The following is a 23921-nucleotide window of genomic DNA, read 5'->3' as shown; positions in this document are numbered from 1 at the left end:
TAAATATAAAAATGCTTTAATAATAAATTTATAGCAAGGCATATTTAAGTAAGCGAGTACGAATCACGTTGCGAGTCACCCCTAACATCCGTGCAGTATGCACTTGGTTATACTGGCAATATGTATAGGCGCTGCGAATAAACTGTTCTTCAATTAGCTCATTTATATTTAATTCAGTGAGCTGTTGTGAGGCTAAAAAGAGACGCTGAAAAGTCGCTTGTAGAAGTTGTTCGGCATCTTGAGTACTGTGAATACTTGCAGCAAAAGGCGGTGCATCTTCATTTTCAAGTGAGGATGAAATATGCCCACGGTAAGTTGTGTTGTTGAGCAAATTTGAAAAGCTAATATCCTCAGGTTCAATCACTCCATTTTGGCTGACTAAAACGGCATGATGAATGGTGTTTTCAAGTTCACGAATATTACCCGGCCAACGGTGTTGAATTAATTTTTTAACCGCCAAGGCACTGATACGCAAAGTGGTTGAATGCGGGTTGGTTTGATAGCGTTCGATAAAAAAATTTGCCAAAGGTAAAATATCATCACGGCGGTCAGCCAGTTTAGGAATCTGTAATAGCGCAACATAGAGGCGATAAAATAAATCTTCACGAAACTTACCATCGAGCACGGCTTGTTCCAGATCGACATTGGTGGCAGCGATAATACGTACATTAATTGGAATGGGTTTGAGTGAACCCACACGGACAATCTCACGCTCTTGTAAAATACGTAATAATTTGACCTGCATTGGCAGGGATAAATCACCAATTTCATCTAAAAATAAAGTGCCATGATGTGCAGCTTCAAACCAACCCACCCGACTGTGAATAGCCCCTGTAAATGCCCCTTTTTCATGTCCGAATAATTCACTTTCGGCCAAAGTTTCGGTTAATGCACCGCAATTCACTGCAATAAAAGGCCCTTTGGCACGGTTACTTAAGGCATGAATTTGACGTGCCACCAATTCTTTTCCTGTGCCCGTTTCTCCAATAATTAAAGCATTGGCTTCACTGGGTGCAATTTGCTGAATTCGATCCAGCAAAGCCTTGGATAACGGGTCTTCAAAAACGGTGGCGGTTGCCTTTTCTACACGTCGTGTAGGAAGAATATAAGGATGAGTAAGTATAGTCATGATTTTTATTGCGATATATTAAAATGCTCATCATCATGAAAGAATTAAATATAAAATATAAATAATAAATCAGTATTTGATTATCCATTTACCCTATAAAGTGAATATAGCAATATTTATATGGATAAAAGATAAATACAGCAACGATAACTAAATATTAAATCAAGATAAATAATCACCTTAAATTATTTTATATTAAGACAATTATAAACAACAGAGTAATTATAATGACTATCACATCCGTCAATGTTCGTAACCAATTTAAAGGCGTTATTCAGGAAGTTGTAGAAGGCAGCGTGGTTTCTGAAGTGAATGTAGAAACCAAAGCGGGGACGTTTACCTCGATTATCAGTACACGATCTGTTAAGGATCTAGATTTAAAAGTCGGTTCCGAGGTTGTTGTACTGATCAAGTCGACTGAAGTGTCTTTGGCTAAACTTTAAGCAGTCAAAAATTGCTTCCTCAATAAGGGAATTAGACGATGACCTATGATGCAGGTGCTGTGTCCATTCAGCAATTAAGCAAAAGTTATCCCACACAATATCATGAAGATCTCACCGTTTTAGAAGATATTAATCTCGAAATTAAATCGGGTGAATTTATTAGTATTGTGGGCAGTAGCGGTTGTGGTAAATCGACGTTATTACGTTTATTGGTGGGTTTAGAACATAAATATCAAGGGCAAATTTTAGTTGAAGGTCAGCAGGTTGCTGGCACCAGTTTGAATCGTGGCATTGTTTTTCAGGATCACCGCTTATTTCCGTGGTTAAGCGTGAAAGAAAATATTCGGATTGCATTACATCAGAGCAATTTAAGTCGTGCTGAAGAAGATGTATTGATTGATGAACATTTAGAATTGGTCAAATTGACCCAGTTTAAAGATGCTTATCCATCACAACTTTCTGGGGGGATGAATCAACGTGTAGCGATTGCCCGTAGTTTGGTCAATCGTCCACAGATTTTATTGCTCGATGAACCTTTTGGTGCTTTGGATGCCTTGACGCGGCAAAACCTGCAAGATGAGCTACAGCGCATCTGGCAGGTGGAAAAAATCACCATGATTATTGTCACGCATGATGTTGAAGAGGCGGTATTTTTGGGTGACCGAGTCGTGGTGATGCAGCCGCATCCGGGACGGATTAAACGTATTGTGGATGTGCCTGTCGCGCATCCACGGAAACGTGAAGATGTCCGTTTAACCAACATTAAAAATAATATCTTGCTTGATTTTAGCGACCCACTCAAAGACCAATTACTTGATTCAACACCAAAGCAATTCGCTGATTATCAGTTTGCATGGTAATACGGGGGACATAAAAAAGCCTGCAATCAATGCGGGCTTTTTTATTGGCGGGATTGCTCTAAAAAAGTCCCCCTTTGATCAGGAGGACTAGCAAAAACTATGATGCTTGGGCGGTATTCTGCTTTAAAATATATTGGTTTTCAGGTCGTTTTAGCCCCAGATTTTCACGTAAGGTCGTGCCTTCATATTCTGTGCGGAATAAACCACGGCGCTGTAATTCCGGCACAATAAACGCGACGAAGTCATTCAGACCTGCGGGCGTGGTCGGTGGCAAAATATTAAAACCATCAGCCGCTTCATTTTCAAACCATTGCTGTAGCTGATCGACCACTTGTTCGGCTGTACCAATTAAAGTCCAGTGACCGCGAGCAGAAGCAATATATTCATACAGTTGGCGAATGCTGAAGTGATGTTTATTGGCAATATCAATCATCATTTGCTGGCGACTAGAGAAATTGATGTCGGCATCTTCAAGTTTCGGAAAGGGTGCATCCAAATCATATTGATCTAAATTAATCCCTCCCGATAAACCTGACAATAAACTTAAACCTACTTTGGGATGAATTAAGCTATTGAGTAATTCATATTTCTCTTGTGCTTCTTGTTCAGTTTTTGCCACAAAAATCGAAACGCCGGGCATAATTTTTAAGTCATCGGCATGACGACCATATTTGCTTAGACGGCTTTTAACATCACGGTAAAATTCTTGTGCATCGGCTAAATTTTGTTGAGCGGTGAAAATAACTTCGGCATATTTCCCTGCAAGTTCACGGCCATCTTCAGACTGACCTGCTTGCACAATCACAGGGTAGCCTTGTGGTGGACGAGAGACATTCAATGCCCCTTGGACAGTAAAGTATTTGCCTTGATGTTCAGGTTCATGCAGTTTTTGCGAGTCAAAGAATTGCCCATTTTCTTTTTGATAGACAAAGGCATTATCTTCCCAAGAATCCCACAATTTTTGCGTCACTTCGATGAATTCATCGGCACGTTCATAGCGAATTTTAGGGCTGGGATGTTGTGCTAAACTAAAATTACGCGCGGTATCGGCAGAGGCTGTGGTCACCACATTCCAAGCCGCACGACCATGACTAATATGATCTAGCGATGCAAATTTACGTGCTAAAAGATAAGGTTCTTCATAAGTGGTTGAAGCCGTTGCAATAAAGCCAATATTTTGGGTTACAGTGGCAAGTGCGGCAAATAAAGTCACTGGTTCAAAACCAACACCTTTATCGCCTAAGCCCAATTCACCTTCTTGTGCAGAACCCCAACGCACCGATAAACCATCTGCTAGAAAATAGGCATCAAATAAACCTTTTTCAGCAGTTTTCGCCAGTTCAATGGCATAAGCTAGACTTAAGTGATCCTGCGGACGTGACTCTGGATGACGCCAACCTGCGGCATGTTGTGAGGTGGTTGGAATAAAGGCACCCAGTTTAATTTGACGTTTTGACATTGTTCTATCCTATTGATTGTATTTTTCTCAATAGTACATCTTTCAATATTTATGCCAAATATAAAAATGAATTAAAACAGTTACTTGAAACACATAAAGTTTTTATGTGTTTAAGAATAAACAGTAAAAATGGGCGATTGTTGAAAATCAAACAGCATAAAAAATACTGATGTTATCTCAAACATGATCTCAATCAGATTGATCTTGGCATTAAATCAACGCTTGAATGGTTTTTCTTTTCCAGACCAATTGATAATACAGACCTTGCAGAACACATAAGCAGACAAATGCCAAAGCATAGGCATACCAAATGCCTTGCAGCCCCCACCATTGACTAAATAAATAGGCACATGGCACTTCAATGGCAATAATAGCGAAAATGTTAATGATCATGGGCACAGTGACCGTGCCGCTGGCACGCATGATTGAGGCAAAAATCGAACTGGCACCAAAGAATAGAATGGACCACAACACGATAAACAATAACTGTTGCCCCAGTGCCACCACTTCAGGGTCAGTAATGAACAAGGCCATTAAATATTTGGAGAATAGATAAGCTAAAGTGACCAAAGTGCCCGTAACCAAAATATTCATACTCAGTGCGGTACGCGTTACTTGCGCGAGTAAATCCGATTTTCCTGCACCAATGGCTTGCGCTGCAAAAATTGAAGCAGCAATGGAAATAGACAGGGCAGGGAATTGAATATAATTCAACACCTGATTGACGGCACCATAAGCTGCTGTTGCGTTTGAACCATAATGATTGACTAAACCGACAATCACCAAACCTGCAACGGATGTCGTTACCATTTGGATGCCTGTTGGAATCCCCAAACGCAGCACGATTTTACTCAGTTCGGGATGATGGCGAATATGACTCAACAGCAGATGGTCTGGTTTGAGTGGGTGATCTTTTTTATTTAAGTACAGTACTAAAAAGATCAGTACGGCAAAATAGCCGACAATGGTGGCAATTGCAGGGGCAATAATGCCCATTTTTGGAAAGCCAAAATAACCCGCAATCAGCACAGGGGTAATCAATAAACCAATTAAAATGGTCATCCCTGAAACAATCAGCGGTGTGGTGCTGTCACCAACACCGCGTAAAATAGAAGTATAAATAATATAGAGAAACAGCAGTGGGCTTCCTGCCAGCATCCACTGTACATAGGGCAAGGACAGGTGCATCACATCTGGGTCTGTGCCTAAAGCCAGCAGAATATGTTTGGCAAACACCACACCTAATAACGCAATCACACTGCCGCCAATTAAAGTCATAAATAGCGTTGAACCAACGACACAGCGGACTTTTTCAATATTTTGTGCGCCCCAAGCTTGTCCGACCAAGACCGTTGCACCCGCGGAGAGTCCAATCACAAAAGCCATCAGGAAAAATAAAATGGGGAAGAATACCGCCACGGCAGCAATCGCATTGACGCCCATCATTTGTCCGACAAAAATGGTATTAATGGTGCCTGACAGGTTTTGCAGAATATTAGTCGCAATCAAGGGCATGAGAAAAATAAAAAATGTTTTCCATAAATTGTGTTGATTAACCATCGGCTGGTTTTTAGGCATTGAACGTCCTGTCAGTATATTTTTATCATTTTGCAGATTTAAACTTACACTACCTGAGTTGGTTAAAAAAAGCCTTAGCTTTTAGGTAACTAAGGCACAAATTTATCCAGTAATAATAGCTTTAAACTGCCGATAAAATGGCAGCGGCATGTTCGAGTGTTTCATCTTTTTTCGCAAAACAAAAACGGATTAAACGTAAATTTTCGGGCGCTTGTTGATAAAAAACCGAAATCGGAATGGCGACAATGCCATGCTGTTCGGCCAAAAAGGTACACATCTCCACATCATTTAAATCGGGGCGAATCGCACTGTAATCTAAATTCTGAAAATAGGTGCCTTGCGAGGGGGTAAATTGAAAGCGTGAATTTTTCAATCCTGAATTAAACAGATCGCGTTTTTGCTGATAAAAGCTCGCCAATTCTTCAATATGTTCGGGATGTTGCTGCATAAAAGTTGCCAATGCCATTTGTACTGGTGTGACAGCGCAGAAACTGGCAAATTGATAAACCTGTCGAAACATTTTCGTCAGTTCAGGGGCAGCAATGCAATACCCCGTTTTCCATCCCGTGACATGGAAGGTTTTTCCAAATGAACCGACCACAATACTGCGATCACGCAATTCAGCAAAAGACAGCGCTGAATAGTGTTTTTGATCATCGTAAATCAGATGTTCATAGACTTCATCGGACAGCAGCACAATGTTTTTATCCCCCATTAATTCAATTAAATTTAGCCAGTCTTGATGTGACCAAATTGCACCTGTTGGGTTGTGCGGAGTATTGACAATGATCATTCGGGTTTTGTCATTGATCGCATCTTTGACTTGATTCCAGTCCACCGAAAAATTTGCTGGCGTTAAAGCAATATGGACGGCTTTACCGCCGACCAGTTGCACACTTGGTGCATAACTGTCATAGCTGGGGTCAAAAATAATCACTTCATCATCGGTAGAGATGAGTGCTTGAATAGCGGAAAAAATGGCAATGGTTGCCCCAGAGCTAATGGTAATTTCAGTCAAAGGATCAATGATAAGTTGATCGCGCTTTAAAAACTGCTGTGCCAATTGTTCACGCAGTGCAATCAGCCCATCGCCCGAAGCATATTGATTAAATCCATCCAAAGTGGCTTGGCTGAGGGCTTCAAGTAGTGCAGGCGGAGCAGCAAAGTCTGGAAAGCCTTGCGATAGGTTTAAAGCATTTAAGCGCTGTGCCATGGCGGTCATCACGCTAAAAATCGTGACCCCTTGTGCAGGTAGTTTGGAATGGAGCTGAAGCATGACCCGAACTCTTTTAATGTATTTTGATCATTTTTGAGTGTACCAGTAACCTCGTAATAGAAAAATAAACCTGAAAATTTAATCGCTTAATTTTAAAATTGACGCATAAATTTAACCGAATTTCTTTTTTGGCTAAAATTAATCAAAAATTAACTAGACTAAAAAAACAACATTTTCTAGAATGCAGCCACTAATTAAAATAATACCCTTACAACAATAAATTATGATGCTAAAAACAATCCATGCTGTTATGGAGGCTATGGGCTTAAGTTTGCAAAAGCGCGCCCTGCATATCCATTTTTCCAATGAATTACTCAATCCTCAAGTCTTGATTCAAAGAATTGAAGGCGATCATCGTATCAATCAGGGGCTTAAAGCTGAACTGATTTGCTTATCGAGTAATGCATATATTCCACTAAAACAATTTATTGGCGCCCAAGTGGCAGTCGATCAAGTCACGGATTTAGGTGAACTGTACCGAATCACAGGCATCATTACGGGGGCGAGCCAAGGGCAAAGTGATGGTGCATTAACTTTATACAAATTGACCCTTGAAGATGCCACCACACTTTGGCACAAACGCCGTAATAGTCGCGTGTTTATGAACAAAACTGTGCCTGAGATTAGTGAAATCTTATTTAAAGAATGGCAAAGTAAGAGTGCATTATTTGCAGCAAGCCTAAGTTTAAATGCGCAGGGCTTAAGCCAAGAATATGACGTGCGTCCTTTTGTCATGCAAGCCAATGAAACCGATTATGAGTTTTTAACACGACTCTGGCGCAGTGAAGGCATCAATTGGCTGGTTGATGAAGCTGAGCATATGGTGATGACTTCAGCGGCAGCGATTCAAGCACAAAAATTACGTTTAATTGATGATCATCAACAATATAGTGCTTTAAACCGAAGATGCATTCGTTTTCATCGCAGTCATGCCACAGAACGTTTAGATAGCATCACCAGTTTTACTGGACAACGTTATTTACAAGCAACGGCTATACAGACGCAGCGTTGGCAAGCCAATCGCCTATCTCAGGATCAAAGCAATAGTCTACTGACTCAGCATCAGCATAGTGATGTACAAGACAATGAAAGTTTAAGTTTGGAACAGGCTTGGAGCCTCAGTCCCGCATGGACAGCTGATTTAACAGGGGCAGATCAAAGCACGGTTTCAGGCAGTCAGCAATTAGATAAGCTTAGTCAAAAACTGTCGCAATATCAGAACTTACAATCCAAATATTTTACTGCCAAGAGTAGTGTACGTGATGCACAGGTCGGTTACTGGTTTGAATTGATTGATCATCCTGAAATTGATTCACATTCAGGTTCAGACAAAGAGTTTCTAATTTTAGGCAAAAATTTTTATCAGCAAAACAATTTGCCCAAAGATATTTTCCCACAATTCGATCATCTATTAAGTTTAAGTCATTGGCAGCATCAAGGGGATGAACGACAAGCCAATGAGCTGTATGTGGTACGTCGTACAATTGCCGTTGTGCCTGAATATCATCCTTTACAGCATCGTCCAGCAGCCTATCCACAACGTGCCAAAGTGGTTGGACCTGAAGGTGAAACGATTTATGTCGATGCTTGGGGACGGATTAAAGTTCGCTTTATGTTTACCCGTGCCGATGACCATGCACATGATGGCGGTGCGGGAAGCAATGACAATGATGCCGATTCTGCTTGGGTGGATGTGTTGACTCCTTGGGCAGGTGAAGGCTATGGGGCGAGATTTCATCCACGAATTGGTGAAATTGTAGTGATTGATTTCTTTGAAGGTGATGTTGATCGTCCCTTTGTGGTGGGGCGTATTCATGAAGCTGAACGACATCAGACCATGTTTGATAGCAAAGGACAGTTACCCGATACCAAAAAACTCAGTGGTATCCGTTCACAAGAGGTTAGTGGTTTGGGGTTTAACCAGCTGCGTTTTGATGATACGACGGGACAAATCAGTACCCAATTGCAGAGTAGTCATGGCGCGAGTCAGCTCAATTTGGGGCATTTAAGTCATCCTAAAACTGCCGAGACCAGTGTTGGTCGAGGAGAAGGCTTTGAACTCAGAACGGATCAGTACGGTGCTGTTCGAGCGGGTAAAGGGATGTTAATCAGCACCTATGCTCAGGAACAAGCCATTGCAGATCATTTAGATGCAGCACAAGCTCAGTCTTTACTCACCCAAGGTCATGAAAGCATGAAAATGCTGAGTGACATTGCCGTTAAACAGCAAACCGATGCACTCAATGTGATTGGTCGCTTACCGAAATTGATTCAATCTTTGGAACTCAAAAGTACCAGTCAAGCCTTGAATACCACACTTGATTTATTTAAACAGGGTGTCAGTCGTGATCCACTGAATGCTTTAAAAGATTGTGCTGGTTTTATTCAGGATATGGGGCAATTTGCTGAACATAGCAAAGGCGTGGTTGATGAATTTAATCATTTTTTTACCGATGCAAAAGAAGCAGTCGAAAATTTAAAAGACTTTATTGAAAATGTCGAAGAATATGGTTCTGACCTGATCAAAGGCAAACTTGCGAGTATAAGGGAGAATATTGAATCGAATCCTTTCGGCAGTTTACAAGAAGTGAGCAAAGTGTTGGCAAATGTTGATATCCAAGATTTTGACATGAGGAGTACGTGTGGCACGTTCAGTAAGGGCAACAAATTAGACATCACACCAAATAAGGCATTGAGTTCATTACAAGGCTTTATGGAGGGGTATACCCAAGGTTTAGAAAGCAGTCGTGATACTGAAAAACAACAACAAGGAAAATTGTTTAGACAAGCACTGATGTTATTGGCTTCACCGAATGGTATTGCTTTAACCACACCTGAAGACATTATTTTACAAGCGTCTCAGGATGTTGTGACGAGTGCACAAGGTTCAATTAACTTAAGTGCGCAGAAAAACATTGTGGCACATGCTCAAGAGAAGATTAGTTTATTTGCAGCACAAAAAGGAGTCAAAGCCTTTGCTGCGAAAGGCAAGGTCGAAATTCAAGCTCAGGATGATGCGATTGAAGTGATTGCACGTAAAGTTATAAAGCTGATTTCAACTGAAGAAAAAATTGAGATAACTAGCCCAAAAGAAATTGTACTGACTGCTGGTGGTTCTCAAATCAAAATTAATGCTCAGGGTATTTTTACCACGACGGGTGGAAAGTTTGAGAGTAAAGCGGGGCAGCATAGTTTTGTGGGGGGGCAGAAAGTAAAAGCAGAAATAGTTTCATTGTCAAGTATAAATAAAATAAAAGTATTTACCAATAAGTGGGATTTTTATGACTTATTCTATGAAACGGATTTCTCGAATGTGGGATATAAATTAATTAATAATCAAAATAATACTTATATTTCAGGGGTTTTAGATGAGCATGGCCGAACTCAGCGCATGAATACAATGACTAATGAACATCATGACATTTTGATTGGAACGGATGATGAATGGATGGTTTCAATAGATGATGACAGTGAGGATGATGATCTCGAATATAGCTGTAGTTGTGGGGCACATGCTGATCTTAAAAATGAGAGGGAGATATAATTATGGACTGCTTAGCAAATATTAAATTTTTAGATGCTCTTGATCAGCCAATTAATGCCTTAGCTCATCAACTGTGGGTTGGTTCATTACTTATATCTGATCATATCACTCTTGATAACGGGGAGTCTGTCTGGATTAAACGTCCAATAGGTACAATTATTGATGTAAAAATAAGAAATCTTGTATCGGCAGAATATAAATCTAAGGTAAAAATACAGCTGATAGGAGATAAGACCACATTCATTGTACGTAGTCCTAAAGTGTTACTGAAGGGGGTAAATTTATCTGCTAAAGATGTAGTGACAGGCACATATTTAAGATCAACGTATATTGTTGCTGAAGGTGATTATTTATCCCGAATAGCCAATGATAACGATACAACTACAATAGTACTCGTCACAATCAATAATTTAAAAAGTGAGACAGATATTCATCCAGGACAAGTACTAAAAATTCCTATTAAAAAGAATGAAATATCTACTTCACAGTCTGAAAATAAACCTAAAGTAAAAAAGTCTAGCCCGCAAGAAAAAATAAAGGTTATTGTTGTGCAGCAAAAAGATAATTTACCTTTAATTGCCAAACTTACAGACAATACTGTAGATGAAATTAAAAAACTTAATAATTTAGGTAGTGGTAAACTTATTCAAAATCAAAAATTAACAGTTTATGACCGTAAAGTTACGCGTATAGTGTCAGAGTCTCAAGTAGAGAATAAAAAGGAAGAAAATAAGCCAACAAGCCAACTAATGGTTAAGCAAGATGCATCTAAAAATAAAGAAGAAGCACCAGTAGCAAAGGTAGAATCTAGTACTACAGTACTTTTAAAAGTTTCCCAAAGAAATGAAAAATCAATAGCTAGATTACATCCTCAAGTAAGAGGGTTGATACGACGGTTTATTAATGATGTATACATAAAGCATCAGGTACAGCTCGTTATAGTTCAGGACTATCGTACATATGCACAACAAGATGCTTTATATGCAAAAGGTAGGACTACATCTGGGAGTATTGTAACAAATGCAAAAGGAGGGCAAAGTAATCATAACTTTGCTTTAGCTGTTGATGTTTTTCCATTGTGGAATGATGGCAAGTTGCATATGGATGCAAAGTCAGATAAGAAAAATATTGAGATTCTTAGAAAAATTTCGTCTGTAGGTAAAAGTATTGGACTTGAATGGGGAGGAGATTGGAAATCAATAGTTGATAATCCGCACTTCCAACTAAAAACTGGCAAAACGATGTCGCAATTAAGGGCGTTAACTGAAAGTGCAGGTGGAAATCCTTTAAAGGTAAAATATGATGTTGAATAAAATTTTTAGCAAAACTTATATCTTTCTATTCATATTTTTAGTCGCATGTAGTAGTTCTGCAAATCAGAATACTCAAAAAAATAAAATATTTGAGCTGGACTTAACTAATGAGCAAATAAGTGCAGAAGGAGGGGCAATTGAACTGCAAAAGAGTGGAAATAACTGCTCTCTTATACTTAATATTTATAATGAGTCTGGTCAGGAAAGTTACAATTTTCAATTTAAAGCAAATGATTTGATAAAGACATCTCATCTAACTTATAGATATAAGAATGGTTTATTAGTCACTGATGATGATTTAAAAGATCTCATTGCTGATGACAATACTGTTTCAAATGACAATGATATGGAGCTAGTTAGCAAAAAATATTTTATTGGAAATAAAAATAAGAGTATCGCTAAAAAGTTCAAACTTTTTAAGCAAAAAATCCCTAAATCTATTTTAATTAAAAATTGTAACTAAACTGAATCCTGCTTAAGTCAACGATTCAAGTTCATGAAATATTGATTTAAGCAGGATTTGGGTTATTCATTTCACCCCACCAACACTTCTTCTAATAATTCTTCACTTGGTGCAAAGTAATACGCTCCATCCATTGGGCTGACAAAATGAAGCAATCGGTCATGAATACCATCACCACTGGTTCCAAACATACGAAGTAACATGGCATCAATAATGTTTAAATCTTGGGTGTAAGCAATAAAAAATAAACCTTGATCACCTTTACCATCACCATAAGGCAGTGAATGACGAAGAATCTCCATTTCTTTTCCCTCAGCATCTTCAACTACTGTACGGGCCACATGAGAGTTTTCAGGTTTGATCTCATCATCAAGTTCGATAGACTCTAATTTAGTACGGCCAATCACCTGTTCTTGTGTATCAACTTTCAGCTGTTTCCATTTTTCTAAGTTATGTGCATAACGTTGCGCAAATACAAATGACCCATCAGAAAAAATACCCTGATCTTCACCCAGTAAAGCAACTTCAGCACGGTCATCTGGGAATTGAGGGTTTTCAGTACCATCAATAAAACCCGTCAAGTCACGACCATCAAAATTACGGAAGCAAACGCGTTCATCCAGTACATCAACCTTGTCCGTAATCCCTTCAAAAAAAGCTTGGCTCAGTGCAAAACAGATATCTGTACGCTGCGCTGCAATATGAATGAGCACATCGGCAGGTTTTACAGGCATTTCAAAAGAACCATGAATGGGGGCTAATGGTTTAAAACCTTCAGGTGCTTGTTGATAAATTTGTGCCCAAAGCTCAGGGCCAAAAGCAATGGCTGTTTTTATTTGTGCATGAGGATATTGCGTGATTAAACGATCACGTGTTGATAATAAATCTTCAAATTTTTCTTTTAATTCTTGAATGCTTAAGTCTTTTAAACGCAGAACAATAAATCGAGCATGATCTGAAGGTAAGGGCAAAATTACAGATTGGGCGGTCATTTATGGCTCCTAAAATTTTTATAAAATACGTGGCTAGCTTTTATTGTGCCTGATCATCAAGAGAGTGAATAGCCTAAAGTTCTATTTTAGTGGGTGGATATTTGCGCATTTAAAAGATGAAACATCATATAATCTGAAGGTCTTTTTCTTGCGCTGTTGAATATGTCTTACCAAGTTTGGCTGGCTTATATGTTGGCATGCTGGATGATTAGCATTTCACCTGGTGCAGGTGCAATTGCATCCATGTCGAGTGGTTTAAATTATGGATTTCGACGTGGTTATTGGAATGCTTTAGGTTTGCAATTGGCCTTATTGCTACAAATCGGCATTGTCGCGACTGGGGTTGGGGTATTATTTTCCACAAGCCCTTGGGCTTTTATGCTGGTGAAATGGTTTGGCGTTTTGTATTTGCTGTATTTGGCTTTTTTACAGTGGACAGCACCGACGCAATCTCTGGATATTCAAATAGAGCAACCGAATAAGTCTATTTCTCAATTGGTTTTGGCTGGTTTTTGGGTCAATTTAAGTAATCCAAAAGCGATTGTCTTTTTACTGGCGGTGTTACCGCAGTTTTTGGATTTGTCTAAACCGCAGTGGATTCAATACCTGATTATGGCTGTGACCATGATTACAATTGATCTGATTGTCATGGCTGGATATACCGGTTTAGCTGCGAAGGTGCTTAGATTATTAACTTCGCCAAAGCAACAAAAATATATGAATCGTACTTTTGCCGTGTTATTTAGCTGTGCGGCTTTGTTCTTAAGTATGCTGCATCAATAATTGAACTGTCTAAAACATCTGCTTTAAACAGAAAAGCATGCTCCACTGAGTCATCTGGAGAGAAGCATTCTTTTCTGTTACGGAAGGGGAACTAAAAAATAGGCTTTAAGCCATCTTCTTCATTTTCTGAAAAATAAAAATCCCCGTAAATAAAATAGCCATGGTGAGAACAATACTTAAACCAGTGGAAATATTTAAACCAGCACTTGACCATAAACCAACCGTCACCCCAATTTGCGCCATCACAAAGGCCCAAACCACCATCTGTTTCGGCGAGTGTGCCAGTAAACGTGCCGTTAAGGCGGGAATAACCAGCAGTGCACCCATCAATAATGAACCGACGGCACGTAAAGCCAATACAGTAAATAATGCCAACAGCAACATAAACACCAAGCGTTGCCATTGCGCATTTACCCCTTCGCTTACAGCAATATCAGGATCAATGGCAATTTGAATTTGCGCTTGCCAATTTTTATAGAGCACAGCTAAAGCAGCAATAATCACTAAGGCAAACATGGGCAAGTCTGACCATGAAATTTGTAGTAAATCGCCAAATAAGTAGCTGAGTAATTCAGGTCTCAAGCTTGGAATATGTTGAATAAACAATAAACCTGAGCAAAGTAGGGTAGCTGAACAGAGCGCAAGCAAAGCATCATTCGGGAGGCGAGGGTCATGGAGTACCCATAAAATAGCCACCAATAAAAAGGCTAAAAAAGTCACACCCAGCCAAAGCGGTAAACTTAAAGCCCCTGCAATGGCTACACCCAGTAAAGTTCCGTGCGCCATGGTGTCGGCAAAAAAAGACATGCGTCGCCATAACATTAAGCAACCCAGTGGCGCAGTGAGAAACACCAATAAAGTGCCCATTGTCCATGCAGGTAACAAGAGTTGTAACCATTCCATCATGGCTTAGGCTTCCGGTTCAGGGTGAATGTGTGGTCGTGAATCATGTTGACATGGAACGGCACTATCACCATGTCCACAATGGTCATGATGATGTTGATAGAACACACGATTGGTGCCAAAAATAGCTTGATATTCTGGGTGTTGTTGTACGTTTTCAGGTAAGCCGCTACAGCAAATATGCTTATTTAAACAGACCACCCGATGGGTTCCTTGCATCACCCATTGCAAATCATGTGAAACCATGAGTACAGCACAGCCATATTTTTGTGGCAGGCTACGCACATAATCATACAGTTCGGCTTCAGATTGAATATCCAAACCTTGCATCGGTTCATCAAGTACTAAAATGTGGGGTTGACGCAATAAAGCTCGTGCCAATAACACCCGTTGTCGCTCGCCACCAGAGAGTTGTTGCACTTTGGAATTCTGTAATTGAGTAATGCCAGTATCGCGAATAATTTCTGCTTTTTTTATCGCATCACATTTTTCTAAAGCCAATAAATCCTGTACGCGCAGCGGTAAGCTATGCGATGGATTAAACTTTTGTGGCACATAAGAAAATTTTAATTTTTGCTGGCTCAAAACTTTGCCTGAATTGGCTTTTACAATGCCTAACAGAACTTTGATTAAGGTCGATTTCCCTGCGCCATTGGGACCAATCAGCGTGACAATTTCTTGCTCATGTAGCGTAAAATCGACATTTTTTAAAATGTCGATTTCATCAATTCGCACACTGATTTTATCTAAGGCAATCAGCGTATTCGCTGTGACTATTTGTTGCGACACTGCTGACATATCCCAGAAATTTCAATAATACTGTGATGTGCAGTAAATTGATCAGATGCTGAAAGCTCATCTAGTTGTTTAAGTAAACCTTGTGCAGATGCTTCTTTAACATTTTTGCATTCTGTGCAAATTAAAAAAGCTGCTTGATGTCCTTCACGCGGATGGCAACACGGAATATACGCATTAATTGAAGTTAAACGGTGGATTAAACCTTTTTCTAATAAAAAGTCTAAAGTGCGATATACCGTGGGTGGGGCAGCAGGTCGGTCAGATTCACTTTTTATTTTTGCCAACAAGTCGTATGCACCCATTGGGCCTGTCGCATTTAAAATCAGTTCGAGGACTTCTTTACGTAAGGGCGTTAAGCGTGCACCAACAATTGCACAGAGGTTTTCTGCTTCAGCAAGACGTGTTTCGACATTATGATGGTCATGTACGCCATGTAATGCATTGTGATGTTCATGTGAACATAAGCTCATAGCAAAACCTCAAGAGCGAAATTGATAAAAACAAAATGACATGAAATCTTAACATGAAGCGCCAGCTGTTTCGATTAGACGTATGTATTTCTGCCTATTTGTTATATTATAACACCTAATGAATATTTGGTGATCCTCTTCATGTCCCGTTTTTTTGCATTTTGTACACTGGCTTTATTGAGCACCTTAGGCTGGTCACACAGTTTAGTGGTTTCAACGCATCCGATTTATTTGATTGCGCAAGAAATCACGCAAGGTATTGAAAAACCTGTACTGTTGTTGGAAAACCAAACTGGACACGATGTGACTTTAACACCTGCTCATCGCAAGGCAATTCAAGATGCCTCTTTGGTGATTTGGTTGGGTAAGGCCCATGAAGCACCGTTAGATAAGTTATTATCAGATAATCCTAAAGCGATTTCTATTTTAGGTTCAGATATTGTTCAAACGCTACCGCAGCGTAATACTCGTGGTGTTGCTTTAAACAATACTGTCGACACCCATGTTTGGCTTGATCCAAATAATGCGGTACGGATTGGTTTTTTTATTGCTGCATTGCGTTCACAACAAGTCCCTGAACAAAAAGAGGCGTATTGGGCGAATGCAAAACGTTTTGCCCAAGAAATGTTAATAACGGCACAACACTATAATAGCAACTCATCTTTGAAGACTTACTGGTCATATCATGATGCTTATCAATATTTAGAGCGCGCCTTAAATTTAAAATTTGCTGGAGCGTTGACGGATGATCCGCATGTTGCACCGACCCTTGCACAAATTAAATACCTAAATGACAGTCGTCCAAATCGAAATATGTGCCTCTTGGCAGAGGGACATGCCAGTAAAAATCAGTATCAGAAGCTAAATCCTATTACCTTTCAAGCGGTCGATGAAAGTATGAGCGGGGCAGGGGATTTTGTGCTGGCATGGAAAGCATTGGCTTCGAAAACCTCTAACTGTGTGCAAAATGCACGAAAGTAAGGTAAAAAATAAACAAAAAATGATTGTAGTAAAGCAGGCTGAACTTCGAAAAAAACACGACTAAGGTCGGGAAAAGATTGCATGTTCAGGGGTGTAACTCTATAATGCCTGCGATTAAAAACGATCATCAGCTAGACTTGTCAAGCATGAATGCTGTGAGTGAATAAATAATGAGCCGAACTAGTCGCATGGTTGACCGACGATTAGCGAAAGCTTTAGTCATTTTACAAGCAGGCATGATCCCTGTTTCAGCCTTGATAGCGTGGGTCTTGAAAGACTCAACTGCAGCTTTAAGCGCCGCACTTGGTGCGTTGGTTTGTTGGCTTGCCAGTTGTTATTTTTCTTGGCAATCGTTTCGAGCCGCAGGTGCGCGAGCCACAAAACAAGTTCTTTCGAACATGTATCGGGGGCTAATGGGCAAGTTTGCAATTGTGATTGTTGGTTTCATTTTAATTTTAAACACTGTTAAGCCGTTGTCAGCGGCGGCATTGTTTTGTGGTTTTATTCTCGTTCAAGCCATGTCGTGGGTCGCGCCATTTTGGGTGTCACGGCAACAAAAACGAGTATAGGCGCAACAAAAAATTGAAAAGTTTTTTAGGAGATGAACGAGATATCAAGCAGCACGCGATGTTCGTTCACTCTATTTAGTATTTGACATTGACCAGGTGTGATTTATGGCTGCTGAAGAACATGCCCTTACTTCGACCGAGTATATCAAGCATCACTTGACCAATTTGACCTATGGCAAAATGCCAGATGGTTCATGGAAGTTGGCTGAGACTGCTGATGAAGCTCAACAGATGGGGTTCACTGCTATTCATTTGGATTCAATGGGTTGGTCAATCACCCTTGGTGTGATTTTCTGTTTGTTGTTCTGGTGCGTAGCGAAAGCTGCTAACTCTGGTGTTCCGACCAAGTTCCAGTCTGCAATCGAAATGATTATCGAGTTTGTTGACTCAAGTGTCCGTGACACATTCCATGGCAAATCACGCTTAATTGCACCACTTGCACTGACCATTTTCGTGTGGATTTTCCTCATGAACGCAATGGACTTAATTCCTGTTGACTTTATCCCGTATACGGCTCAACTGATTGGTGCAAATGTATTTGGTATGGATCCTCACCACGTTTACTTTAAAATCGTTCCATCTACTGATCCAAACATTACCTTAGGTATGTCTTTGTCAGTTTTTGTTCTGATTTTGTTCTATAGTATTCGTGAAAAAGGAATCGGCGGTTTCGTCGGTGAATTGGCACTCAACCCATTTAACCCAAGTAACCCAGTTGCAAAAGCGTTGCTTATTCCAGTAAACCTTATTTTGGAATTAGTAACTTTCCTTGCACGTCCAGTTTCATTGGCTCTACGACTGTTCGGTAACATGTATGCAGGTGAGTTAATCTTCATCTTGATCGCATTATTACCGTTCTGGATCCAATGGGCGTTGTCTGTGCCTTGGGCGATTTTCCACATTCTTGTTATTACGCTACAAGCATTCATTTTCATGATGTTGACTATCGTATACTTGAGCATGGCAAGCGAAAAACATTAATGGTATTGCCTAACTATCACGAGATGGTTAGGTACAGTTTTTTAAACTTAATTAGGTGAAAACCTAACCTCTGAGGAATTTTTCATGGAACCAACTATTATTCCAGGTTTAGTTGCTATTGCTGCTGCAATCCTAATCGCTTTTGGTGCTTTAGGTACTGCAATTGGTTTTGGTCTTTTAGGTGGCCGCTTCCTTGAAGCTGTTGCTCGTCAACCAGAATTGGCTCCACAACTTCAAACTCGTATGTTCTTAATCGCAGGTCTTCTTGATGCTGTGCCTATGATCGGTGTTGGTATTGGCTTGTTCTTCATCTTTGCTAATCCATTTGTAGGTTAATCAGCTTAATTCCTAAATTAAACTATTGAGGAATAGCAATGAATATTAACCTCACATTGATTGGTCAAGCGATTTCATTTGCGATGTTTGTCGCATTTTGTATGAAATTTGTATGGCCACCACTAATCAATGCGATTAGTGAACGTCAGCGTCGTATTGCTGATGGCCTAAATGCTGCTGAAAAAGCAAAAGCTGACCTTGCAGATGCGCAAGCACAAGTGAAGCAAGAGCTAGACGCAGCAAAAGCACAAGCGGCTCAATTGATCGAACAAGCGAACCGTCGTGGCGCACAATTGATCGAAGAAGCGCGTACCCAAGCATCTGCTGAAGGTGAGCGTATTCGTCAACAGGCGAAAGAAACTGTTGATACTGAAATCAATGCTGCTCGCGAAGAATTGCGTCAACACGTGGCTGCTTTAGCAGTAACTGGCGCAGAAAAAATTCTAAACCAGCAAGTTGACGCAGAAGCTCACAATGCCATGCTAACTCAGCTGGCTGCTAAACTTTAAGCGAGGCGAAATATGGCTGAACTCTTGACGTTGGCACGCCCGTACGCCAAAGCAGCATTTGCTTTCGCTTCTGAGCAAGGTGCAACTGACAATTGGTCGAATGCGTTACAAGTGCTTAGTGCTGCGGTGCAAGACGAAGCATTTTCCGCTTATTTGAATCGCCCTGAGCTTACTCCTGCTGAGCAGGTGAGTATTTTTGCAAAAGTTTTAGGTGAAAACCAAACACAAGCAGTGTCAAACTTTTTGACGCTTCTTGCGGACAATGCGCGTTTAGCGTTGTTACCTGAAATTGAAGCAGAATACGAACTACTCAAATCACAGAATAACAATACTGTGGATGTTGTGATTGAATCAGCATTCCCAATGACTTCTGTACAGGAACAATTATTGACTCATGCGTTAGAGAAAAAGTTTAACGCTGCAGTAAATGTTTCTGTTGAAGTTAACCCAGCGTTAATCGCGGGTGTTGTTATTCGTGCAGGCGACCAAGTGATAGATGACTCTGCGCTTAACAAGCTTGAAAAAATGCGGACTCGTCTTCTTGCATAACTGCTCGAAGAAGACTGAACTAATAAAAGATTGAGGTATAGCGCAATGCAACAACTGAATCCATCCGAGATCAGTGCGCTCATTAAACAGCGTATCGGCGATCTGGACACCAGCGCGACTGCTAAAAACGAAGGGACCATTGTTATGGTTTCCGACGGTATTGTGCGCATTCACGGTCTTGCTGATGCAATGTACGGTGAGATGATCGAATTCGACGGCGGCTTATACGGTATGGCACTGAACCTAGAACAGGATTCAGTGGGCGTCGTTGTTTTAGGTAACTACTTAAGCCTTCAAGAAGGTCAAAAAGCACGTTGCACAGGTCGTGTATTAGAAGTTCCGGTTGGTCCAGAACTTTTAGGCCGTGTAGTAGATGCTTTGGGTAACCCAATTGATGGTAAAGGCCCGATTGATGCAAAACTCACTGATGCTGTTGAAAAAGTAGCACCAGGTGTAATTTGGCGTCAATCAGTGGATCAACCTGTACAAACTGGTTATAAATCAGTAGATACAATGATCCCAGTCGGCCGTGGTCAACGTGAGTTGATCATTGGTGACCGTCAAACTGGTAAAACAGCAATGGCGATCGATGCGATCATCGCTCAGAAAAACTCTGGCATTAAATGTGTATACGTAGCTATTGGTCAAAAACAATCGACTATCGCTAACGTTGTACGCAAGCTAGAAGAAACTGGTGCTATGGCGTATACAACTGTTGTCGCTGCTGGTGCAGCCGATCCAGCAGCAATGCTGTATTTGGCTCCGTATTCTGGCTGTACAATGGGCGAATACTACCGTGACCGCGGTGAAGATGCGTTAATCATTTATGATGACTTGTCTAAACAAGCAGTTGCGTATCGTCAAATTTCATTGCTTTTACGTCGTCCACCAGGTCGTGAAGCGTATCCAGGGGACGTGTTCTATCTACATTCACGTCTACTTGAACGTGCTTCGCGTGTATCTGCTGACTACGTTGAGAAATTCACTAACGGTGAAGTTAAAGGCCAAACTGGTTCATTAACTGCATTGCCGATTATTGAAACTCAAGCGGGTGACGTATCTGCATTCGTACCGACTAACGTAATTTCGATTACGGATGGTCAGATCTTCTTAGAAACATCATTATTCAACGCGGGTATTCGTCCTGCTGTGAACGCGGGTATCTCTGTATCTCGTGTTGGTGGTTCTGCGCAAACGAAGATTATCAAAAAATTGTCTGGTGGTATCCGTACTGCTTTGGCGCAATACCGTGAATTGGCAGCATTTGCTCAGTTTGCTTCTGATCTTGATGAAGCAACACGTAAGCAACTTGAACATGGTCAACGTGTAACTGAATTAATGAAGCAAAAACAATATGCTCCATATTCAATCGCTGACCAAGCTGTTTCAATTTATGCATCTAACGAAGGTTATATGACTGATGTTGAAGTGAAGAAAATTGTAGACTTTGATGCTGCATTAATTTCTTACTTCCGTTCAGAAAATGCTGCGTTGATGCAAAAAATCGATGAGTCTGGTGATTACAACAAAGACATCGAAGCTGCAATTAAAGCAGGTATTGAAAGCTTTAAAGCGACTCAAACTTACTAATTTTAGCAGTTGCTAAAAGCTAGTTAAGTTTGGTTCACGGATCAACCTTCGGAGGCTTGAAAAAGCCTTCGAATACTAGGTTAAGCGTATGGCAAATTTAAAAGAAATTCGCGCCAAAGTAGCCAGTATCAAGAGCACGCAAAAGATTACTCGAGCGATGCAAATGGTGGCTGCTTCTAAAATGCGTCGTGCGCAAGAGCGCATGGCTCAAGGCCGTCCGTATGCCGAAAATATGCACCGTGTAATTGCTCATTTGGTACAAGCGAACCCTGAATACAAACACCGTTATATGGTTGAACGTCCTGTAAAGCGCGTTGGCTATATCATTGTTTCTTCAGATCGTGGTTTGGCAGGTGGCTTGAACATTAACTTGTTCAAGAAAGTTGTTAAACACGTACAGCAACAACAAGAGCAGTCAATTGAAGTTCAATTTGCTTTAATTGGTCAAAAAGCGGTTTCGTTTTTTAAAAACTACGGCGGTAAAGTGCTTGGTGCAACGACAAATGTCGGTGACACGCCAAGTCTTGAACAGTTATCTGGCTCTGTACAGGTGATGTTGGATGCATTTGATAAAGGCGAGTTAGATCGTATTTATCTTGTATCGAATGGCTTTGTGAATGCCATGACTCAAAATCAAAAGATTGAGCAACTCGTTCCTTTGGCTGCGGCTGAAGAAGGCGATAATCTGAACCGTTCATACGGTTGGGATTACTTATATGAGCCTGAAGCTGAAGAGCTTTTAAATGGCTTATTGGTTCGCTATATCGAGTCTGTGGTGTATCAAGGTGTGATTGAAAATATCGCATGTGAGCAATCTGCACGTATGGTCGCTATGAAAGCAGCGACGGATAATGCGGGTGACATCATTAAGAGCCTACAACTTATTTATAACAAGCTGCGTCAAGCCGCGATTACTCAGGAAATTTCTGAGATCGTTGGTGGTGCCGCTGCCGTTTAACATTATTTTGAATTGAGGAGACAGCAATGAATAGCGGTCGTATCATTCAGATCATCGGCGCGGTTATCGACGTCGAGTTTGAACGTAATAGCGTTCCTAAGATCTATGACGCTCTGCAAGTTGTTGGTACTGAAACTACTTTAGAAGTTCAGCAACAGCTTGGTGATGGCGTAGTTCGTACCATCGCAATGGGATCTACTGAAGGTCTTAAGCGCGGTTTAACCGTGACCAATACTGAAGCACCGATTTCTGTACCAGTAGGTACAGCATGTTTGGGTCGTATCATGGACGTTTTAGGACGCCCTATCGACGAAGCTGGTCCAGTTGCAACTGAAGTGCGTTTGCCGATTCACCGTCAACCACCTTCATATGCAGAACAAGCTGCTTCTACTGATCTTTTAGAAACTGGTATTAAAGTCATTGACTTACTTTGCCCGTTTGCGAAAGGTGGTAAAGTTGGTCTGTTCGGTGGTGCCGGTGTTGGTAAAACTGTAAACATGATGGAATTGATCAACAACATCGCGAAAGCTCACTCAGGTTTATCTGTGTTTGCTGGTGTTGGTGAGCGTACTCGTGAAGGTAATGACTTCTATCACGAAATGAAAGATTCTAACGTTCTAGACAAAGTAGCAATGGTCTACGGTCAGATGAATGAGCCACCGGGTAACCGTTTACGCGTAGCGTTGACTGGTTTGACCATGGCTGAATATTTCCGTGATGAGAAAGACGAAAACGGTAAAGGCCGTGACGTATTGTTGTTCGTTGACAACATTTACCGTTACACATTGGCTGGTACCGAAGTGTCTGCACTTCTAGGTCGTATGCCATCTGCAGTAGGTTATCAGCCTACACTTGCAGAGGAAATGGGTCTTCTTCAAGAGCGTATTACATCAACTAAGTCTGGTTCGATCACTTCGATCCAAGCGGTTTATGTACCTGCCGATGACTTAACAGATCCATCGCCTGCGACAACGTTTGCTCACTTAGACGCAACTGTTGTATTGAGCCGTGATATCGCGTCTTCTGGTATTTACCCAGCGATCGATCCACTAGATTCAACTTCACGTCAGCTAGATCCTTTAGTTGTTGGTGTTGAGCATTATGAAATTGCACGTTCTGTACAGAACATTTTGCAACGTTATAAAGAGCTTAAAGACATCATTGCAATTTTGGGTATGGACGAATTGGCTGAAGAAGATAAATTGGTTGTTTACCGTGCGCGTAAAATCCAACGTTTCTTCTCTCAACCATTCCACGTAGCTGAAGTATTTACTGGTGCTCCTGGTAAATTAGTATCTCTTAAAGAAACGATTCGTGGCTTTAAAGGTCTTCTAGCTGGTGAATACGACCACATTCCAGAACAAGCGTTCTATATGGTTGGTGGTATTGACGAAGTTATTGCTAAAGCAGAGAAACTTTAATTAGCGACTCTAATTT

The 23921-nt window shown here is 40.7% G+C and carries 23 protein-coding genes; 15 read left to right on the top strand and 8 right to left on the bottom strand.

What is annotated here, in order from left to right; all coding sequences use genetic code 11:
• Positions 1-28: 28 nt before the first annotated feature.
• The gene (locus B9T24_RS05600; protein WP_086164869.1) at positions 29-1129 is read right to left on the bottom strand and encodes a sigma-54 interaction domain-containing protein; all 1101 of its coding nucleotides are present in this window, start codon (positions 1127-1129) and stop codon (positions 29-31) included.
• 227 nt (positions 1130-1356) lie between these two features.
• Between B9T24_RS05600 and B9T24_RS05595 the strand changes: the two genes are divergently transcribed.
• Positions 1357-1572: a TOBE domain-containing protein gene (locus tag B9T24_RS05595; RefSeq protein WP_086164868.1), complete on the top strand. Its 216-nt coding sequence runs from the start codon at positions 1357-1359 to the stop codon at positions 1570-1572.
• 38 nt (positions 1573-1610) lie between these two features.
• A complete protein-coding gene (locus B9T24_RS05590) occupies positions 1611-2432 on the top strand; it encodes an ABC transporter ATP-binding protein (RefSeq protein WP_086164867.1) in 822 nt (273 codons plus the stop codon).
• Between the two features lie 97 nt (positions 2433-2529).
• Here B9T24_RS05590 and B9T24_RS05585 read toward each other — a convergent pair whose 3' ends face one another.
• The 3 genes from B9T24_RS05585 to B9T24_RS05575 all read right to left on the bottom strand — a co-directional run bounded on the left by B9T24_RS05585 (position 2530) and on the right by B9T24_RS05575 (position 6745).
• Positions 2530-3891: an LLM class flavin-dependent oxidoreductase gene (locus tag B9T24_RS05585; protein WP_086164866.1), complete on the bottom strand. Its 1362-nt coding sequence runs from the start codon at positions 3889-3891 to the stop codon at positions 2530-2532.
• Between the two features lie 210 nt (positions 3892-4101).
• Positions 4102-5469, bottom strand: coding sequence for an MATE family efflux transporter (locus tag B9T24_RS05580; RefSeq protein WP_086164865.1), 1368 nt, complete (start codon positions 5467-5469; stop codon positions 4102-4104).
• 121 nt (positions 5470-5590) lie between these two features.
• Positions 5591-6745 carry a methionine aminotransferase gene (locus B9T24_RS05575; RefSeq protein ID WP_086164864.1) on the bottom strand — a complete coding sequence of 385 codons (1155 nt, stop codon included), beginning with the start codon at positions 6743-6745 and terminating at the stop codon, positions 5591-5593.
• A 226-nt stretch (positions 6746-6971) separates the two neighbouring features.
• Between B9T24_RS05575 and B9T24_RS05570 the strand changes: the two genes are divergently transcribed.
• The 3 genes from B9T24_RS05570 to B9T24_RS05560 are packed head-to-tail and all read left to right on the top strand — an operon-like array spanning position 6972 to position 12065.
• Complete coding sequence (locus B9T24_RS05570) at positions 6972-10289, top strand: type VI secretion system Vgr family protein (protein ID WP_086164930.1); 3318 nt, start codon at positions 6972-6974, stop codon at positions 10287-10289.
• A gap of 2 nt (positions 10290-10291) precedes the next feature.
• Entirely contained in the window at positions 10292-11602 is a 1311-nt protein-coding gene (locus B9T24_RS05565) for a M15 family metallopeptidase (RefSeq protein ID WP_086164863.1), read from the top strand.
• Positions 11592-12065 carry a hypothetical protein gene (locus B9T24_RS05560; protein ID WP_228145689.1) on the top strand — a complete coding sequence of 158 codons (474 nt, stop codon included), beginning with the start codon at positions 11592-11594 and terminating at the stop codon, positions 12063-12065. The genes B9T24_RS05565 and B9T24_RS05560 overlap by 11 nt, the downstream gene beginning before the upstream one ends.
• Positions 12066-12136: 71 nt before the next feature.
• Here B9T24_RS05560 and B9T24_RS05555 read toward each other — a convergent pair whose 3' ends face one another.
• The gene (locus B9T24_RS05555; RefSeq protein ID WP_086164861.1) at positions 12137-13057 is read right to left on the bottom strand and encodes a Dyp-type peroxidase; all 921 of its coding nucleotides are present in this window, start codon (positions 13055-13057) and stop codon (positions 12137-12139) included.
• Between the two features lie 162 nt (positions 13058-13219).
• On the opposite strand from B9T24_RS05555, the gene B9T24_RS05550 reads away from it, so the two are divergent.
• Entirely contained in the window at positions 13220-13840 is a 621-nt protein-coding gene (locus tag B9T24_RS05550; RefSeq protein ID WP_086164860.1) for a LysE family transporter, read from the top strand.
• A gap of 105 nt (positions 13841-13945) precedes the next feature.
• On the opposite strand, the gene znuB is transcribed toward B9T24_RS05550, so the two are convergent.
• From znuB to B9T24_RS05535, 3 genes are read right to left on the bottom strand one after another with little or no spacing between them, the layout of a single operon-like run.
• A complete protein-coding gene (znuB, locus tag B9T24_RS05545; RefSeq protein ID WP_086164859.1) occupies positions 13946-14746 on the bottom strand; it encodes a zinc ABC transporter permease subunit ZnuB in 801 nt (266 codons plus the stop codon).
• 3 nt (positions 14747-14749) lie between these two features.
• Positions 14750-15541, bottom strand: coding sequence for a zinc ABC transporter ATP-binding protein ZnuC (znuC, locus tag B9T24_RS05540; RefSeq protein ID WP_086164858.1), 792 nt, complete (start codon positions 15539-15541; stop codon positions 14750-14752).
• Entirely contained in the window at positions 15517-16011 is a 495-nt protein-coding gene (locus tag B9T24_RS05535; protein WP_086164857.1) for a transcriptional repressor, read from the bottom strand. The genes znuC and B9T24_RS05535 overlap by 25 nt, the downstream gene beginning before the upstream one ends.
• A 141-nt stretch (positions 16012-16152) precedes the next feature.
• On the opposite strand from B9T24_RS05535, the gene B9T24_RS05530 reads away from it, so the two are divergent.
• From B9T24_RS05530 to atpD, 9 genes are all read left to right on the top strand, one after another.
• Entirely contained in the window at positions 16153-16992 is an 840-nt protein-coding gene (locus B9T24_RS05530; protein ID WP_086164856.1) for a metal ABC transporter solute-binding protein, Zn/Mn family, read from the top strand.
• 170 nt (positions 16993-17162) lie between these two features.
• Positions 17163-17561 carry an ATP synthase subunit I gene (locus tag B9T24_RS05525; RefSeq protein ID WP_086164855.1) on the top strand — a complete coding sequence of 133 codons (399 nt, stop codon included), beginning with the start codon at positions 17163-17165 and terminating at the stop codon, positions 17559-17561.
• 105 nt (positions 17562-17666) lie between these two features.
• Complete coding sequence (gene atpB, locus B9T24_RS05520; RefSeq protein ID WP_004649569.1) at positions 17667-18542, top strand: F0F1 ATP synthase subunit A; 876 nt, start codon at positions 17667-17669, stop codon at positions 18540-18542.
• Positions 18543-18626: 84 nt separating this feature from the next.
• Positions 18627-18878 (top strand): F0F1 ATP synthase subunit C, encoded by a 252-nt coding sequence (atpE, locus tag B9T24_RS05515; protein WP_039620623.1) that lies wholly within the window; start codon positions 18627-18629, stop codon positions 18876-18878.
• A 38-nt stretch (positions 18879-18916) separates the two neighbouring features.
• Complete coding sequence (locus B9T24_RS05510) at positions 18917-19387, top strand: F0F1 ATP synthase subunit B (protein ID WP_086164854.1); 471 nt, start codon at positions 18917-18919, stop codon at positions 19385-19387.
• A gap of 12 nt (positions 19388-19399) precedes the next feature.
• Positions 19400-19936, top strand: coding sequence for a F0F1 ATP synthase subunit delta (locus B9T24_RS05505; RefSeq protein ID WP_086164853.1), 537 nt, complete (start codon positions 19400-19402; stop codon positions 19934-19936).
• A gap of 45 nt (positions 19937-19981) precedes the next feature.
• Positions 19982-21526, top strand: coding sequence for a F0F1 ATP synthase subunit alpha (gene atpA / locus B9T24_RS05500; RefSeq protein ID WP_086164852.1), 1545 nt, complete (start codon positions 19982-19984; stop codon positions 21524-21526).
• Positions 21527-21614: 88 nt separating this feature from the next.
• On the top strand, positions 21615-22484 hold the full coding sequence (atpG, locus tag B9T24_RS05495) for a F0F1 ATP synthase subunit gamma (protein ID WP_004649565.1): 870 nt from the start codon (positions 21615-21617) through the stop codon (positions 22482-22484).
• A 26-nt stretch (positions 22485-22510) separates the two neighbouring features.
• Complete coding sequence (gene atpD / locus B9T24_RS05490) at positions 22511-23905, top strand: F0F1 ATP synthase subunit beta (protein WP_086164851.1); 1395 nt, start codon at positions 22511-22513, stop codon at positions 23903-23905.
• Positions 23906-23921: the final 16 nt, after the last annotated feature.

This window comes from Acinetobacter sp. ANC 4654, from assembly GCF_002135425.1.
In the GTDB taxonomy this organism is placed as follows: domain Bacteria; phylum Pseudomonadota; class Gammaproteobacteria; order Pseudomonadales; family Moraxellaceae; genus Acinetobacter; species Acinetobacter kyonggiensis.
Note: the sequence above shows the minus strand (reverse complement) of the source record. Positions and strands in the feature narration are given on the sequence as shown.